Origin of the sequence: Winogradskya consettensis (genome assembly GCF_018332715.1) — a bacterium.
Lineage (GTDB): Bacteria > Actinomycetota > Actinomycetes > Mycobacteriales > Micromonosporaceae > Actinoplanes > Actinoplanes consettensis.
Window position 1 is genome coordinate 299,548 of the sequence record NZ_BOQP01000008.1, and the last position, 14,231, is coordinate 313,778.

The window sequence follows — 14,231 nt, forward strand, 5'->3', positions numbered from 1 at the left end:
TACGCTGCCAGCTGTGGACCACCCCGATCTGGAGCCCGCCGTACGCGCGAACCACGAGCTCTTCATGCGCACGAGCGACCGCATCGCGGAGCCCCTCGCCGCGCACGGCCTGACCCACGCCACCGCCCAGGCCCTGTGGGCGATCGACCCGGACGAGAAGCCCCCGTCGATGAAGGTGATGGCGGAGCGGCTGTTCTGCAACGCGCCCAACCTGACGTTCGTGGCGGGTCAGCTCGCCGATCAGGGCCTCGTCGAACGCGCGGTCGATCCGGCGGACCGGCGTTCCCGGGTGCTGATGCTGACGGAGCGGGGTAGGCGGGTCCGGGCCGAGGTGATCCGGGTGACCTTCGAGCAGACGCCGTTCGCGCAGCTCAACCCCGAAGAGCTGGCCGCGGTCGCCGGGCTGCTGCGGAAGGCTCTGTCGAGAAACCACTCCCGTACGCCGTAGCGAACGCGATCTCCCCCAGTGCGGCCCGTGCACGCCGGGTGAGCTCGCGGATCTGCGGATCGTTGCGATCGTGGGCGCCGCGCAGCCGGGCGGCGGTCCCGAGCAGAACGGCAGCGTCGTGATGCCGGCCGTGCCCGTCGGCGAGCGCCGCCGCACTGACCGCGACCAGCGACTGGATGGGCAGGTCCCGGGTCTCCTCGGCGGCTGTGTACGCCGCCACGAGCGCCTTCTCCGCGCCGTCCGGATCGCCCAGCGCCTGGCAGAGCAGGACCCGGACGCTGCCGGCGAGCGCCTGGACGTGACCGCTGAGGAAGGTGTCGTCGTGCAGGCCACGCTCGGCGTCGTCGAGCAGCTCCCGGGCCCGGGCGAGGTCGCCGAGCCGCAGCCGGATGCCGGCCGCGCGCGCGGCGATCAGTGCCTGCATGTCCGCCGAGCCCGCGCTGCGCACCCGATCCCGGACCGCGTCCAGCAGGGCGACCGCCGGTGCGTGGTCGCCGCGCCGCAGGTGCAGGTCGATCCAGCGCAGGTCCCGGAACACCTCGTCGTTGAGGCTGGGCGTGCCGAACTCCCCGGCCAGCGACCGGGCGGCGCTCAGGTCGGCGAGCGCGCCGTCGAGGTCGTCGTCGTACTGTCTCAGCTGGGCGCGCAGCGGCAGCACGGTGGCCTGGCCCCAGCGGTCGCCGGCCTGCCCGAAGCGGGCCAGCGCGGCGTCGACGTCGGCGTGCATCGTGGCGAGCTGTCCCGCGTTCTCGGCGAGTTCGGCCCGGAACATGTGGGCCAGCCCGGCCAGCCATCCGTCGTCGCCGCCGGCCGCGCGGTCCAGGAGTGCGAGCGGGGCTGCCGTCTCCGCCGACAGAAATGCCAGCGTGAAGGCGGCCAGCACACCGTAGAGGCCCGGCAGGTCCGGGTACGCGAGCAGCCGCCCGGCCACTGCGGCGAGCGGCTCCCCGACCGGCGTTCCCGGGTAGGTCTCGGTGCTCTTCAGCAGGCGGATCGCGTGCGCACAGTCCCTTTCGGGTGACGGTCCGCCGCCGGGCACCGCCAGCGCCTCGCCGAGCCAGTAGGCCGCGTCGCCGCTGCGGCCGAGCATCTGCCAGTACCAGGTCAGCGACAGGGCCAGGGTTACCGCGCCGGGGGAGTCGCCGGTGTCGCACCGCCGGCGCAGGGCTGCGAGCGTGTTGTCGTACTCGGCGCCGATGATCCGGATGGCAGCCACCTGGCCGGGCCCGCGCAGCTCGGGGTCGTGCCCGGCGATCAGGTCCGTGAAGTGGTCGGCGGCGAGGTCGCGCACGGCGTCGAGCTCGCCGGAGGCCGCCAGCCGGTCGATGCCGTACTCGCGCAGTGTCTCCAGCATGCGGTAGCGGCCCGGCTCGGGGGCGAGTTGCAGCAGCGACCGGTCGACCAGCCCCGCGAGCAGGTCGGGGATCCCGGTGGTGCCGGCGCAGACCGCGGTGGCCGAGGCCGTGGTGACCCCGCCGGGCAGGACCGAGATCCGTTCGGCGACCGTACGCTCCTGGGCGCTGAGCAGGTCCCAGCTCCACGCGATCACCGCGCGCAGCGTGCGGTGCCGGGGCAGCGCGGCACGGCTACCTGTGGTGAGCAGCCCGAACCGGTCGGACAGCCCGGCGGCGAGCTCGGGCAGCGACAGCGTGCGCAGCCGGGCCGCGGCCAGTTCGAGGGCCAGGGGCATCCCGTCCAGGCCGCGGACCACCGTCGTGACATCGGTCAGAGCTTCACGATCCACATCGAAGCCGGGGCGTACGGCAGCCGCGCGCTCGATGAACAGCCGCACAGACGCCGCCTGCCGCGCCCGCTCGACGCTGTCCCCGGGCTCGGGCAGCGGGAGCGGCCCGAGCGGCACCAGGGTTTCGCCGTCGATGGCGAGGGGCTCGCGGCTGGTGGCGAGCACCCGCACGCCGGGGCAGCGGGACAGCAGCGCCGCGACCAGGTGCGCGACGGCGTCGATCAGGTGCTCGCAGTTGTCGACCAGCAGCAGGCTGTCCCGGCCGGCGAGCTGCTCGACGAGGATGTCCAGGTCGTCGCCGCGGGCCTCGAACATCGTGGCGTTACGCAACCCGAGCCCGGCGAGCACGGCCGCACCGATCTTGGCCGGCTCGGTGACCGGGGCGAGGTCGATCAGGAAAGCGCCGTCGTGGTGCCGGCGGGCGGCCTCGACGGCGAGCCGCGTCTTGCCCGCACCACCGGGGCCGAGCACGGTGACGAGACGCCCGGCGGCGAGCAGCGCCCCGATCCGGGCGACGTCGTCGTCGCGCCCGATGAAGCTGCTCAGCGACGCCGGCAGGGAGGAGCGGGTGGCGGCGGGGACAGCGGTTCCGCGCAGCAGCCGCAGGTGCCGCTCGCTCAGGGCGGCGCCCGGGTCGGCGCCGAGGGCATCGGCGAGGGCCTCGCGGACCCGTTCGTAGACGGCCAGCGCTTCGGCCTGGCGGCCCTGGACGGCGAGGGCATCCATGAGCAACGCCGCCGCCCGCTCGTGCCCGGTCTGTTCGGCGAGCAGTGCCGTGAGGCGGTCGGCGGCCACCCCGGTCCGGCCCAGCGACAGCTCGGCGTCGGCGAGGTCGGCGACAACCTCGATCGAGACGAGGGCCAGCCGGGTCGCGGCGGCGGGAGCCACCGCGGCGACGACAGCGGGCTCGATGCCGGGGCGATCACCCCACAACGCCACGGCCTCACCGAGCGCGTCCGCCGCGGCACCCGGATCCCCGGCCCGCAGCCTGTCCCGGCCCGTCACCGCGAGCTGCTCGAACCGGAGCACGTCCACGTCGTCCACGTCCAGCCGGTAACCGCCCGCGACCTGGGTGACATCACCGGCCACCCCGAGAGCCCGGCGCAGCCGCGAGACGAGAGCCTGCAGGGCGTGACCGGGCGCGGCCGGCGGATCCTGCGCCCAGATCGCCTCGACCAGCACGCCCGGCTCGACCGAGCGCCCACCGGCCAGCGCCAGCCGCACGAACAGCCCCTGCAACCGCGCACCCGGGACCGCCAGGACCTCGTCCCCGCGTAACGCCCGGAACCCGCCGAGCAGCGTGACGCGAAGCTTCATCGCCCGATCCTCCCACCATGTCAGCGCCGTGCACGCCGCGTGTGAGCGGCACCGGTCAGTCTTCGCCCATGAACACTCCTGTCACCATCATCGGCGCCGGCCTCGGCGGCCTCGTTCTGGCCCGCGTCCTGCACGTCCACGGCATCCCGGCCACGGTCTACGAGGCCGACGCCTCTGCGGCGCACCGGGTCCAGGGCGGGATGCTCGACATCCACGACTACAACGGCCAGCCGGCCCTGACGACGGCCGGTCTCACCGACGAGTTCCGCGGCATCGTGCTGGAGGGCCGCCAGGCGATGCGCGCCCTCGACCCGGACGGCACCGTCCTGATGGAGAAGGGCGATGACGGCACCGGCGGACGCCCCGAGGTGCAGCGCGGCGAGCTGCGCCGGATCCTGCTCGACTCGCTGCCCGCCGGTACCGTCCGGTGGAACCACAGGGTCACCGGCGTCCGCGCCCTCGGCGAGGGCCGCCACGAGGTGAGCTTCGCCGACGGCACCACGGTCGTCGCGAGCGTGCTCGTCGGGGCGGACGGCGCCTGGTCCCGGGTCCGGCCGCTGCTCGTCGACGCTGCCCCGGAGTACTCCGGCACGTCGTTCGTCGAGACCTTTCTCTACGACGCCGATGCCCGGCATCCCGCGGCGGCGAAGGCGGTCGGCGGCGGGTCCATGTTCGTGCCCGGTTCCGGCGGGCGGCAGATCACCGCGCACCGGGAGAGCGGCGGGACCCTGCACGCGTACGTCGAACTGGCCCGGCCCCTGGACTGGTTCACCGCCGCCGGCCTGGGTGCACGTACCGCGGGGGAGTTCGCCGGCTGGGCTCCCGAGCTCCTGGCCCTCATCACGGACAGCGACACCGAGCCGGTCCACCGCCCGCACTACGCGTTGCCGATCGGGCTGCGCTGGGACCGGATCCCGGGCGTCACGCTGCTCGGCGACGCCGCGCACCTCGCGCCCCCGGACGGCGAGGGCGCCAACCTGGCCATGCAGGACGCGGCCGGGCTCGGCACCGCGATCGCCGCACACCCCGGGGACGTCGAGGCCGCGCTCACGGCGTACGAGAAGGAGTTGTTTCCTCGCAGTGAGCAGCACGCGGAGGCCGCCGCCTACCAACCCACGCGGGAGGACATGATCGAGTTCTTCAGCTGAGCCGTCGTGCGCCCGAGGCGGGCCGGCCGTCGGGGCCGACCACCGGGCGGCCGGTTTCGCCGAGGCGGATCGTGCCCGAGGTGAAGCGCGCGCGGTAGGTGGTGGCCGTCAGGCCGTAGTGGGCGCGGAAGCGACGGGCGAAGTAGTTCTGGTCGGGCCAGCCGACGCTCTGGGCGATCTGGGTGATCGGGTCGTCGGTGTGCAGCAGGCGGCCGGCGGCGGTCTCGACGCGGTGGCGGGCGAGGTAGGCGACCGGGGGCAGGCCGGTGGTGGCCTTGAAGATGCGGACCAGGTAGCCCGCGCTGAGGCCCAGCCGGCCGGCGAGCTCGGTCAGGGTCCAGTGCCGGGAGAGGTCCTCCTCCATCAGCTTGATCGCGCTGGTCACCGCGGGGTGCACCGGGCCGGCCGGCTCGCCGTCGCTCTGGGTGCGGGAGCGGTCGACCGCGCGGGACAGGCAGCTGAGGAACAGGGTCAGGCGGCCGACCAGGTCACCGCGGTGCGCGTGGGCGGGGCGGGCGCGGAGCTCGTCGAGGGCGCGCAGGTGGACCACGCATTCGGCGAGCTCGGCCGGGTCGAGGGCGGCGGTGAGCATGCCGCGGCGGTGCATGGCGTACGGGCCGGTCCAGAGGAGGTAGCCGAGCAGGGGGTCGTCGCGGGTCCAGGCGAGCTCGCGGTGCAGCAGGTCGACCGAGAAGCAGCAGTTGTAGAGCTGCAGGTTGTCGCAGCGGTCGTAGCCGTGCCAGACGCCGGGGCGCAGCAGCACGACGTCGCCGACAGCGAGGGGCTGGTCGCCCAGCATGGAGCGGTGCACGCCGGCGCCGCCGGTGATCACCGCGAGCTCGACGAAGCTGTGGGTGTGGTCGGTGCGCGGCTCGTCGTGCAGGTAGTGGCCCGCGTAGACGAGCGAGCCGTCGTTGAAGTAGAGCGTGCCGCGGATCTCGTCGACGGGGTCGTCCGGCATGGCGGCACGGTACTCCCCGGCCAGGTGAGCGCACCAGGGCAAGCAAGGTCAGGATTGTGCTAGTCGAGGTGCAGCACGGGCTATCGGGAGCCTGTGACCGGCCCCACTATTGACCTGCCCCCGCAACAGTTCGTTAATGCAGTCGAAACCGGGCTCGCTGTGGGTGAAACGATTCATGATCCCCCGGGGAGAGCAGATGACCCGTGTTTCGGCGCCACGCTTCGATCATCACGACGGACCCGGCCCCGTGCTGGGGCTCGGTGCCCCCGCCCCGCGACTGTCCTGGGTGGTCACCGATGCCGGCGAAGGATGGGCGCAGCGGGCTTACGAGATCGAAGTGACCCGCGACGGCGCCGCACCCGAGGTCTTCCAGCGGGAGAGCGCCGATCAGGTCCTGGTTCCCTGGCCCGCCGCACCCCTGCAGGCGCGCGAGCAGGTATCCGTCCGCGCGAGGGTCCGCGGCGACGACGAGTGGAGTCCGTGGAGCGAGCCGGGCGTGGCGGAGGCCGGACTGCAGGGCGACTGGCGCGCGCGAATGATCACGCCGGAAGGAGAAATGTCGGTATTGAGGGGAGAAATGGGCCTCCCCGACATAGCGAAGGCCCGCCTGCACATCACCGCCCAGGGCCTCTACCGCGCCTACCTCAACGGAAAGCGCGTGGGAGACCACGAGCTGGCGCCGGGATGGACCAGCTATCAGCACCGCCTGCGCCACCAGACGTTCGACGTGACGGACCTGCTGGTCGAGGGCGAGAACACCCTGGACGTCCAGCTCGGCAACGGCTGGTACCGGGGCCGGCTCGGCTTCCAGGGCCGGCGCGCGATCTACGGTGACGAGCTCGCCCTGCTGGCCCAGCTCGAGGCGACCACCGAAGACGGCACGCGACACGTCCTCGCGACGAACAAGGACTGGCGGTCCGGCCCGGGCAACGTGCTCGAGGACGACCTCTACGACGGCCAGCGCACCGACCTGCGCCTCCCCGCGCTCCCGGCGGAGTTCCCCGGCACCGTGCGGGAGATCGACACCGACCTCACCCGTCTGGTCGCGCCCGACGGCCCGCCCGTGCGCGTCGTCGAGACCATTCCCGCGACGGGTATCGAGGGGTCCGTCGTCGACTTCGGGCAGAACATCGTCGGCTGGGTCCGGCTGCGGGTCCGGGGCGCCGAAGCGGGTCAGGAGGTGACTATCCGGCACGCGGAGGTCCTCGAGGACGGCGAGCTCGGCGTCCGCCCGCTGCGCACGGCCAAGGCCACCGACACCTGGATTCTCACGGAGGGTGACCAGGTCCTGGAGCCGTGGTTCACGTTCCACGGCTTCAGGTACGCCGAGATCGCCGGACTCGCGGGCCTGCGCGCCGAGGACGTCGAGGCGGTCGTGATCAGCTCCGATCTGCGCCGCACGGGCTGGTTCGAGTCCTCGCACGAGCTGCTCAACCGCTTCCACGACAACGTGGTCCGGGGCATGCGCGGCAACTTCGTCGACGTACCCACCGACTGCCCGCAGCGCGACGAACGGCTCGGCTGGACCGGCGACATCCAGGTCTTCGCGCCGACGGCGAGTTTCCTGTTCGACAGCGCGGGCTTTCTCACCTCGTGGCTCGCCGATCTCGCCGCGGAGCAGCAGAAGGATGGCTCGGTGCCGTTCGTGATCCCGGACGTGCTGCGCGACGCGGGACCGGCCGCCGCGGCGTGGGGCGACGCCGCCACCGTCGTGCCGTGGGTCGTGCACGAGCGCACCGGCGACCGTGACCTGCTCGCGCGGCAGTTCCCGTCGATGCGCGCCTGGGTGGACCGGGAGGCCGGCCTGGCCCGCGCGGACGGGCTGTGGGCGGGCGGGTTCCAGTTCGGCGACTGGCTCGACCCCGCGGCCCCGCCCGAGGACCCGTTCCGGGCGCGGACCGGCCCGGACGTCGTGGCCACCGCATACCTGGCGAGGTCCGCCGACCTGGTGGCGGACGCTGCCCGGACGCTGGGGGAGGACGCCGCAGCCGAGCGGTACGCCGCGCTGGCCGCCAAGGTGCGGGCCGCGTTCGCCACCGAATTCGTCACCCCCGGCGGGCGGGTGCTCGGCGACGCGCCCACCGGGTACGCCCTGGCCCTCGAATGGGCTCTCCTGCCCACCGCGGAACAGCGGGAAAACGCGGGCAGGCGGCTCGCGGACCTCGTCCGTGCCGGCGGTTTCCGGATCGCGACCGGGTTCGTGGGCACCCCGTTGATGGCCGACGCGCTCGCGAACGCCGGGGAGGCCGGGGTCGCGTACCGGCTGCTGGTGCAGACCGGCTGCCCGTCCTGGCTGTACCCGGTCACGATGGGCGCGACGACGGTGTGGGAACGCTGGGACAGCATGCTGCCCGACGGGTCGATCAACCCCGGCGAGATGACCTCGTTCAACCACTACGCCCTCGGCGCGGTCGCGGACTGGCTGCACCGCAGGGTGGCCGGGCTGGCCCCGGCGGCGCCGGGCTACCGCAGGATCGAGGTACGCCCGCTGCCCGGCACGGCGCTGACGTCGGCGGCGGCGAGTCACCTGACTCCGTACGGTAAGGCCTCCGTCTCGTGGCAGCGTGCCGGCGGCCGCTTCGACCTGCGGGTGGAGGTCCCGGTCGGCGCGTCCGCGACCGTGCACCTGCCCGGCGGCGACGTCCACGAGATCGGGCACGGCACCCACACCTGGCGGACCGCCGACCCGGTGCCGGAACCCGCCCCGCTCACCCCCGGATCCACCGTCCGTGACGTCCTCGACGACGAGCCGCTGTGGCAGCGCGTGGTCGAGGCGGCGGTCGCCACCGGTGCGGCCGACGGCGAGGCCTCCGCCGCCGACCGGGTCGCGCCCTATCTCGACGAACCCGCGAGCCGGCTGATCGACGCGCTCACCGCCTCCGGCTTCATGCCCGGCGCGGACGTCATCCAGCGGCGGCTCGCCGAACTGCTTCCCCGTTGAACCCCCTGTGAGGAGCTCCGTATGAAACGTTTTCTGACGCCACTGGCCGTACTCACCACTGTTTTCGCCCTGACCGCATGCAGCGCCGGAAGCCTCGGCTCGAGCGAGGGTGACGGCGACGGGGTCACCCTGTCGTTCCTCGTCGACAACTCCGAGACCGCCGCCAAGGTCGGCGCGGGCCTGGCCAAGGACTTCAGCGCCCAGAACCCCGGCATCACCGTCAAGGTCGAGACCCGGCCGCAGGGCACCGAGGGCGACAACCTCATCAAGACCCGGCTCTCGACCGGCGACATGAGCGACGTGTTCGAGTACAACTCCGGGTCGCTGCTGCAGGCCATCGCCCCGGCGAAGAACCTCGTCGCCGTTGACGACCAGTCGTACGCGGGGCAGCTCGACGACAATTTCAAGACCAGCGTCACATCGGACGGGAAGCTCTACGGCGTACCCTTCGGCGGTTTCATGTCCGGGGCGATCCTCTACAACAAGGCGGTCTTCGCGAAGAACGGCCTGCAGGTGCCGAAGACGTGGGCCGAGTTCATGGCGAACAACACGAAGCTCAAGGCGGCCGGGGTCGCACCGGTGATCCAGACCTATCAGGAGACCTGGACCTCGCAGCTGTTCGTGCTCGGCGACTTCCACAACGTCGCCGCCGCCGAGCCCGACTTCGCCACGAACTACACGAAGAACCAGGCGAAGTATGCGACGTCGCCCGCCGCGGTGAAAGGCTTCCAGCGGCTGCAGCAGGTCCACGACGCCGGGTTCCTCAACAAGGACTTCGCCTCCGCCAAGCTCGACGACGGCGTCCGCGAGCTGGCCACCGGCGCGGGCGCGCAGTACCCCATCCTGAGCAGCACCATCGCGCAGCTCGCCGCGACCTACCCCGACAAGGTCAAGGACATCGGCCTGTACGCGATCCCGGGCGACGACGCCGCCACGAACGGGCTCACCGTGTGGGCGCCACCGGCCGTCTACATCCCCGCGAGCACGTCCGGGGCAAAGCTCGACGCCGCGAAGAAGTTCCTGGCCTTCATCGCCAGCCCGCAGGGATGCACGTCGCAGGCGAACGCGTACCCGCCCACCGGCCCCTTCGCGGTCAAGGGCTGCACGCTGCCGGCCGACGTGCCGCAGGCGGTCAAGGACATGCAGACCTACATCGACACCCCGGGCGCGTCCAGCCTGGCCCTGGAATTCCTGTCCCCGGTCAAGGGCCCGTCGCTCGAGCAGATCTGCGTCGAGGTCGGCTCCGGCATCCGCAAGGCGGACGCAGGTGCCGAGCTGTACGACGAGGACGTCAAGAAGCAGGCCCAGCAGCTCGGTCTCGCGGGCTGGTAACGGATGAAGAGCCCGTACCCGCGCTGGTTCTACCTGCCCGCGGCCCTCGTCTACGCCGTGCTGTTCGTGGTGCCCACGTTCGCGTCGTTCTACTTCAGCCTCACCCGGTGGACGATCTTCGAGTCGCACTTCATCGGCCTGGACAACTTCGTCACGTTCTTCCAGGAACCCGCGCTGGTGAAGGGCTTCGTCAACACCCTGATCTACGGGATCGTCACCAGCGGCCTCAAAGTGGTCCTCGGCCTGGGGCTGGCGGTGCTGCTCACCGGCCGCATCGCCGCCCGCGGCTACCTGCGCTCGGTGGTCTTCTTCCCGGTCCTGGTCAGCACGATCGGGGTCGGCCTGACCTTCACAGTGCTCATGAACCCGGAGCGCGGGCTGATCAACCAGGCGCTGGGCACGGTGGGCGTGGACGGTCCCGGCTGGCTCACCGATCCGGCGTACGCGCTGCTGTCGGTCGCCCTCGTCGACGTCTGGAAGGGCGTCGGCCTCGCCACCCTGATCTTCATCGCGGGCATCGTCTCGATCCCGCAGGAGTACTTCGAGGCAGCCCGCACCGACGGCGCCTCGGCGTGGGACATGTTCCGCAACATCACGTTGCCGCTGGCCCGCCCGGCCACCGTGACCGTGGTGATCCTGTCCCTGATCGGCGGCCTGCGCTCGTTCGACCTGATCTGGGCGATGACCCGCGGCGGCCCCGGCTTCACCTCCGACGTGGTCGCCTCGGTGATCTACAAGCAGTACCAGGCGGGTTTCGCGGGCCTGTCCACGGCGGGCAACGTGGTCCTGTTCGTGATCGTCACGGCGATCGTGCTGCCGCTCTCCCGCTTCCTCAACCGCAAAGAGGTGGAGCTGTGAACGGTAGACGCAACTGGGTGCTGAGCATCGTGGCGATCGTCGTGTCGGCGGTGGTGTTCCTGGTGCCGTTCGCGTTCATCGTGCTGATGGCCGGCAAGGACCGGGCGCAGGCGTCGCTGCTCGACTTCTCGTGGCCGCACCAGCTGCAGTTCGTGCGCAACTTCATCGACGTGGTCGAGGCGCGGGACTACATGCTGATCATCGCGTACATCAACAGCACGGTCCTGACCGTGGCGTCGGTCGCCGGGATGGTGGTGCTGGCGGCGATGGTCGCCTTCGTGCTGCAACGCCGGCCCGGCCGCTGGGGCGGTTTCATCAACTTTCTCGTCCTGGCCGGGCTGATCGTGCCGCCCGCGGTGGTCCCGACGATCTGGGTCCTCAAGGGCACCGGCACGTTCGGCACGATGCCCGGCCTGATCCTGGTCGAGATCGCGTTCGGCCTGTCCTTCTGCGTCCTGCTCTTCCGCGCGTTCATCGCCACGATCCCGCGCGAGCTCGACGAGGCAGCGGTGATCGACGGCGCCGGCCCGCTACGGCTGTTCTTCCGGGTGATCTTCCCGCTGCTGCGCTCGGTGATCATCACGGCCGTCGTCGTCCAGTCGGTGACCGTCTTCAACGACTTCGTGAACCCGCTCTACTTCCTGCCCGGCGACCCGACCGTCCAGCTGACCCTCTACAACTTCGCCGGTCAGTACACCTCGGAGTACAACCTGCTCTTCATGAACATCCTGCTGATCACCGTGCCCCCGCTGGTGATGTTCCTGTTCTTCAACCGCCGCATCGTGGCCGGCATGACCGCCGGCGCGATCAAGGGCTGACAGCCTTGAGCACCGATTCGTGGACCGCGACCGGGGCGGCGGCGGCCACCCGGTCGCGGCCGGCGTGCTTGGCGGCGTAGAGGGCGCGGTCGGCGGCGAGGACCAGTTCGTCGACGTCGTCGCAGGGGTGCGGGATGCCGGCGAGGCCGATGGAGACGGTGACGGCGTGCATGCGGTGGGGGCCGGCCGACATCGGGGTGGCGGCGATGCCCCGGCGGATGCGCTCGCCGACGGCGTGGGCCTCGGACAGGTCCGCGCCGGGCAGGACGACGGCGAACTCCTCGCCGCCGTAGCGGGCCACCAGGTCGCCCGGTCGCACGAGGTGCCGGAGCCGTTCGGCGATCTCCACGAGGACGAGGTCGCCGCCGTGGTGGCCGTACGTGTCGTTGACGGTCTTGAAGTGGTCGATGTCGAGGAGCAGCATCGCGACCGGGACGCCGGAGCGGGCCGAGCGGGCCGTCTCGGTGTGCAGGGCCTGGGTCAGGTAGCGGCGGCTGCGCAGGCCGGTCAGCCCGTCGGTGATGGCCGCGTGCCGCTGGGCCTGGACCAGTCCCGCCATCCGGGCCAGCACGAGCAGGAACAGCAGGTCGCAGGCGATCATGCCGGCCGCGACGGGGATGCGCCCGCCGTGCATGTGCAGTACGAGCATGGTGGTCGGGGCGACCAGGGCGGCGACGGCGAGGACCGCGAGCCTGCCGGGGGTGGCGTCCGGGGTGACGGTCGACGACGGCGCGACCATGACCTGGACCGAGGGGTGGAGCACGCCGGCGGCGAGGATGTAGGAGGAGAGCATCCACAGCGCGTCCGCGGTACCACCGGGGACGTACGTGCTGTCGAAGCTCTGCACGCTGTAGACGGTGTCGGCGATCAGCAGCAGCACCAGGTAGGAGCCGAGTGCGCCCAGCGACGGGGTGCGGGGTCCCGCACCGAGCAGCAGCCGCGCGCCGACGGCGACGAGCATCAGGTCGCCGATCGGGTACGACACCGACACCAGCTTGGTGTAGTTGTCCGGGCCGACGGCGACCATGGGGGCGATGACGAGGGCGTACACCAGGAAGCCGGCACCGACCGCGACGATCGCCGCGTCGACGACGCTGGCGAGGTCCCAGCCGGGGGTGCGGCGGCGCACGATGAGCACGAGTCCGACGGCGGTCAGCGGGTATGCCGCGACGTAGCCGATGTCCGCGATGCTGGGATAGCCGACCTCGCCACCGACCAGCGCCATGAAGTAGAAGATGAGGTCCGCGCTCACGTTGGCGGCGGCACCGGCGGCGATGAACAGCAGCGCGGAGCGGGCCTGCCGGTGCCGGCGCGCGGCGAACAGCGATGCGGCGACCACGCTGCCGTTGGCGCTGGCCACCACGACGACCCCGGCGAAGCCCCAGCCCGGCTCGACCGTGACCAGCAGGTAGTACAACCCGATGGCGACGGGGCCGGCGGCCAGCAGCCACTGCCAGGCGGCCAGCCGCCGGGGCAGCGCCAGCGCGTCGATTCTGCTCATGGGGTCAGCGTCGGGGTCCTGCGGTAGCGATCCGGTCCGGTCCGGGTGCGGAGAGGTAGTTACCCCTCCGCACCTTTCCCGAGGTCAGGAGTAGTTACAGGTGGAGCGCCACTCCTGGATCGCCGTGCCGGAGGGGTTCGGGCAGAGGAACTGGTCGTAGCGGGTGTCGTTGTCGATGAAGCGCTTGAGCCAGGAGATGCTGTACTTCGCCACCGTGACGTTCGTCGACGTGGGCGCCGAGTGCGACGCGTTGTTCAGTTCGAGGTACGCCTTGTCGAGGCTGCTCGGGAGGCTGGTGTAGAACGGCTCGGCGTGCGAGGCCACCGGGGCCACCGTGTCGCTCTCGGCGCCGATGATCAGCGTCGGGGTCTGGACCGTGGTCCACGACTTGGTGGTGTGGTACGGCGTCATCGGGATGGAGGCCTGCAGCGCGGGTCGGGTGCGGGTGGCCGCGAGGCTGCCGCCGCCGCCCATCGAGTGGCCCATGACGCCGAGGCGGGTCGCGTCGATGCGGGTGCGCACCGAGCTGCTGCCGGTCAGGTAGTCGAGCGCCGCGAGCAGCTGGGTGCCGCGGCTGTCGGGCGAGTCGAGCGTGCTGCTGGTGTCGATCGTGAAGATCACGAAGCCCTGCGAGGCCAGCCGCGGCCCGAGCCAGGCGACGGCGGACTGGGAGGCGGTGAAGCCGGGGGAGATGGCGACCGCGCCGAACGTGCCCGCGGTCGTGCTGGTCGGGTAGTAGATCGTGCCGCCGCCGAAGCCGCTGACGGCCGAGCGGGCAACGGTGACCTTGGCGGTGGCGAACGAGCCGGTGGCGGCTTCGATGCTGGCCACGGTCGGGGCGGGGCCACGCTCGTAGGGGTTGGCCGCGGCCGCGATCGCCGGGGCGGTGACTCCCGTGAACGTCGTGGCCAGGGCGAGGGTGGAGCTGATCAGTGCGGCGCGCAGGGCACGTGTCACTCGTGATGACATGCTTCGTACTCCCTAGGACGGGGTGCGCCTCAAATTGAGACTTATCGATACACTACGTGTGTGCACGTGAACAGGTAATCCCTGTTGTCCACCGATGTCGGCGGTATGGCAGCGCTGTCAGCATCCGCCACCAGGTTTTCCTTATCCTCAGGCGCCCCGTGCGACAGCCGATGTCAGAGCGTGGCACAAAACCG

General features: G+C 71.7%; 10 protein-coding genes. 6 read left to right on the plus strand and 4 right to left on the minus strand.

Going from position 1 to position 14,231, the window contains the following annotated elements:
* The first annotated feature begins 13 nt into the window (after positions 1 to 13).
* Entirely contained in the window at positions 14 to 448 is a 435-nt protein-coding gene (locus tag Aco04nite_RS09945) for a MarR family winged helix-turn-helix transcriptional regulator (RefSeq protein ID WP_212996902.1), read from the plus strand.
* On the opposite strand, the gene Aco04nite_RS09950 is transcribed toward Aco04nite_RS09945, so the two are convergent.
* Positions 372 to 3,509: an AfsR/SARP family transcriptional regulator gene (locus Aco04nite_RS09950; protein WP_212996903.1), complete on the minus strand. Its 3,138-nt coding sequence runs from the start codon at positions 3,507 to 3,509 to the stop codon at positions 372 to 374. The genes Aco04nite_RS09945 and Aco04nite_RS09950 overlap by 77 nt on opposite strands.
* Positions 3,510 to 3,577: 68 nt before the next feature.
* Here Aco04nite_RS09950 and Aco04nite_RS09955 point away from each other — a divergent pair, with 68 nt between their 5' ends.
* Positions 3,578 to 4,657: an FAD-dependent oxidoreductase gene (locus Aco04nite_RS09955; protein WP_212996904.1), complete on the plus strand. Its 1,080-nt coding sequence runs from the start codon at positions 3,578 to 3,580 to the stop codon at positions 4,655 to 4,657.
* Here the strand turns inward: Aco04nite_RS09955 and Aco04nite_RS09960 are convergent.
* Entirely contained in the window at positions 4,650 to 5,618 is a 969-nt protein-coding gene (locus tag Aco04nite_RS09960) for a helix-turn-helix transcriptional regulator (protein ID WP_212996905.1), read from the minus strand. The two genes, Aco04nite_RS09955 and Aco04nite_RS09960, sit on opposite strands and share 8 nt — an antisense overlap.
* A gap of 196 nt (positions 5,619 to 5,814) precedes the next feature.
* Between Aco04nite_RS09960 and Aco04nite_RS09965 the strand changes: the two genes are divergently transcribed.
* Genes Aco04nite_RS09965 through Aco04nite_RS09980 form a run of 4 tightly spaced genes read left to right on the plus strand, consistent with a single transcriptional unit; the run spans position 5,815 to position 11,567 of the window.
* The gene (locus tag Aco04nite_RS09965) at positions 5,815 to 8,559 is read left to right on the plus strand and encodes a glycoside hydrolase family 78 protein (RefSeq protein WP_212996906.1); all 2,745 of its coding nucleotides are present in this window, start codon (positions 5,815 to 5,817) and stop codon (positions 8,557 to 8,559) included.
* Between the two features lie 21 nt (positions 8,560 to 8,580).
* Positions 8,581 to 9,891, plus strand: coding sequence for an ABC transporter substrate-binding protein (locus Aco04nite_RS09970; RefSeq protein ID WP_212996907.1), 1,311 nt, complete (start codon positions 8,581 to 8,583; stop codon positions 9,889 to 9,891).
* Positions 9,892 to 9,894: 3 nt separating this feature from the next.
* Positions 9,895 to 10,749: a carbohydrate ABC transporter permease gene (locus Aco04nite_RS09975; protein WP_212996908.1), complete on the plus strand. Its 855-nt coding sequence runs from the start codon at positions 9,895 to 9,897 to the stop codon at positions 10,747 to 10,749.
* The gene (locus tag Aco04nite_RS09980; protein WP_244875860.1) at positions 10,746 to 11,567 is read left to right on the plus strand and encodes a carbohydrate ABC transporter permease; all 822 of its coding nucleotides are present in this window, start codon (positions 10,746 to 10,748) and stop codon (positions 11,565 to 11,567) included. Before Aco04nite_RS09975 ends, Aco04nite_RS09980 begins: the two co-directional genes overlap by 4 nt.
* Here the strand turns inward: Aco04nite_RS09980 and Aco04nite_RS09985 are convergent.
* Together Aco04nite_RS09985 and Aco04nite_RS09990 are read right to left on the minus strand one after the other, a co-directional pair.
* Positions 11,557 to 13,068, minus strand: coding sequence for a GGDEF domain-containing protein (locus tag Aco04nite_RS09985; protein ID WP_212996909.1), 1,512 nt, complete (start codon positions 13,066 to 13,068; stop codon positions 11,557 to 11,559). The genes Aco04nite_RS09980 and Aco04nite_RS09985 overlap by 11 nt on opposite strands.
* 84 nt (positions 13,069 to 13,152) lie before the next feature.
* Positions 13,153 to 14,037, minus strand: a complete 885-nt coding sequence (locus Aco04nite_RS09990; protein WP_212996910.1) for a poly(ethylene terephthalate) hydrolase family protein — start codon at positions 14,035 to 14,037, stop codon at positions 13,153 to 13,155.
* Positions 14,038 to 14,231: the final 194 nt, after the last annotated feature.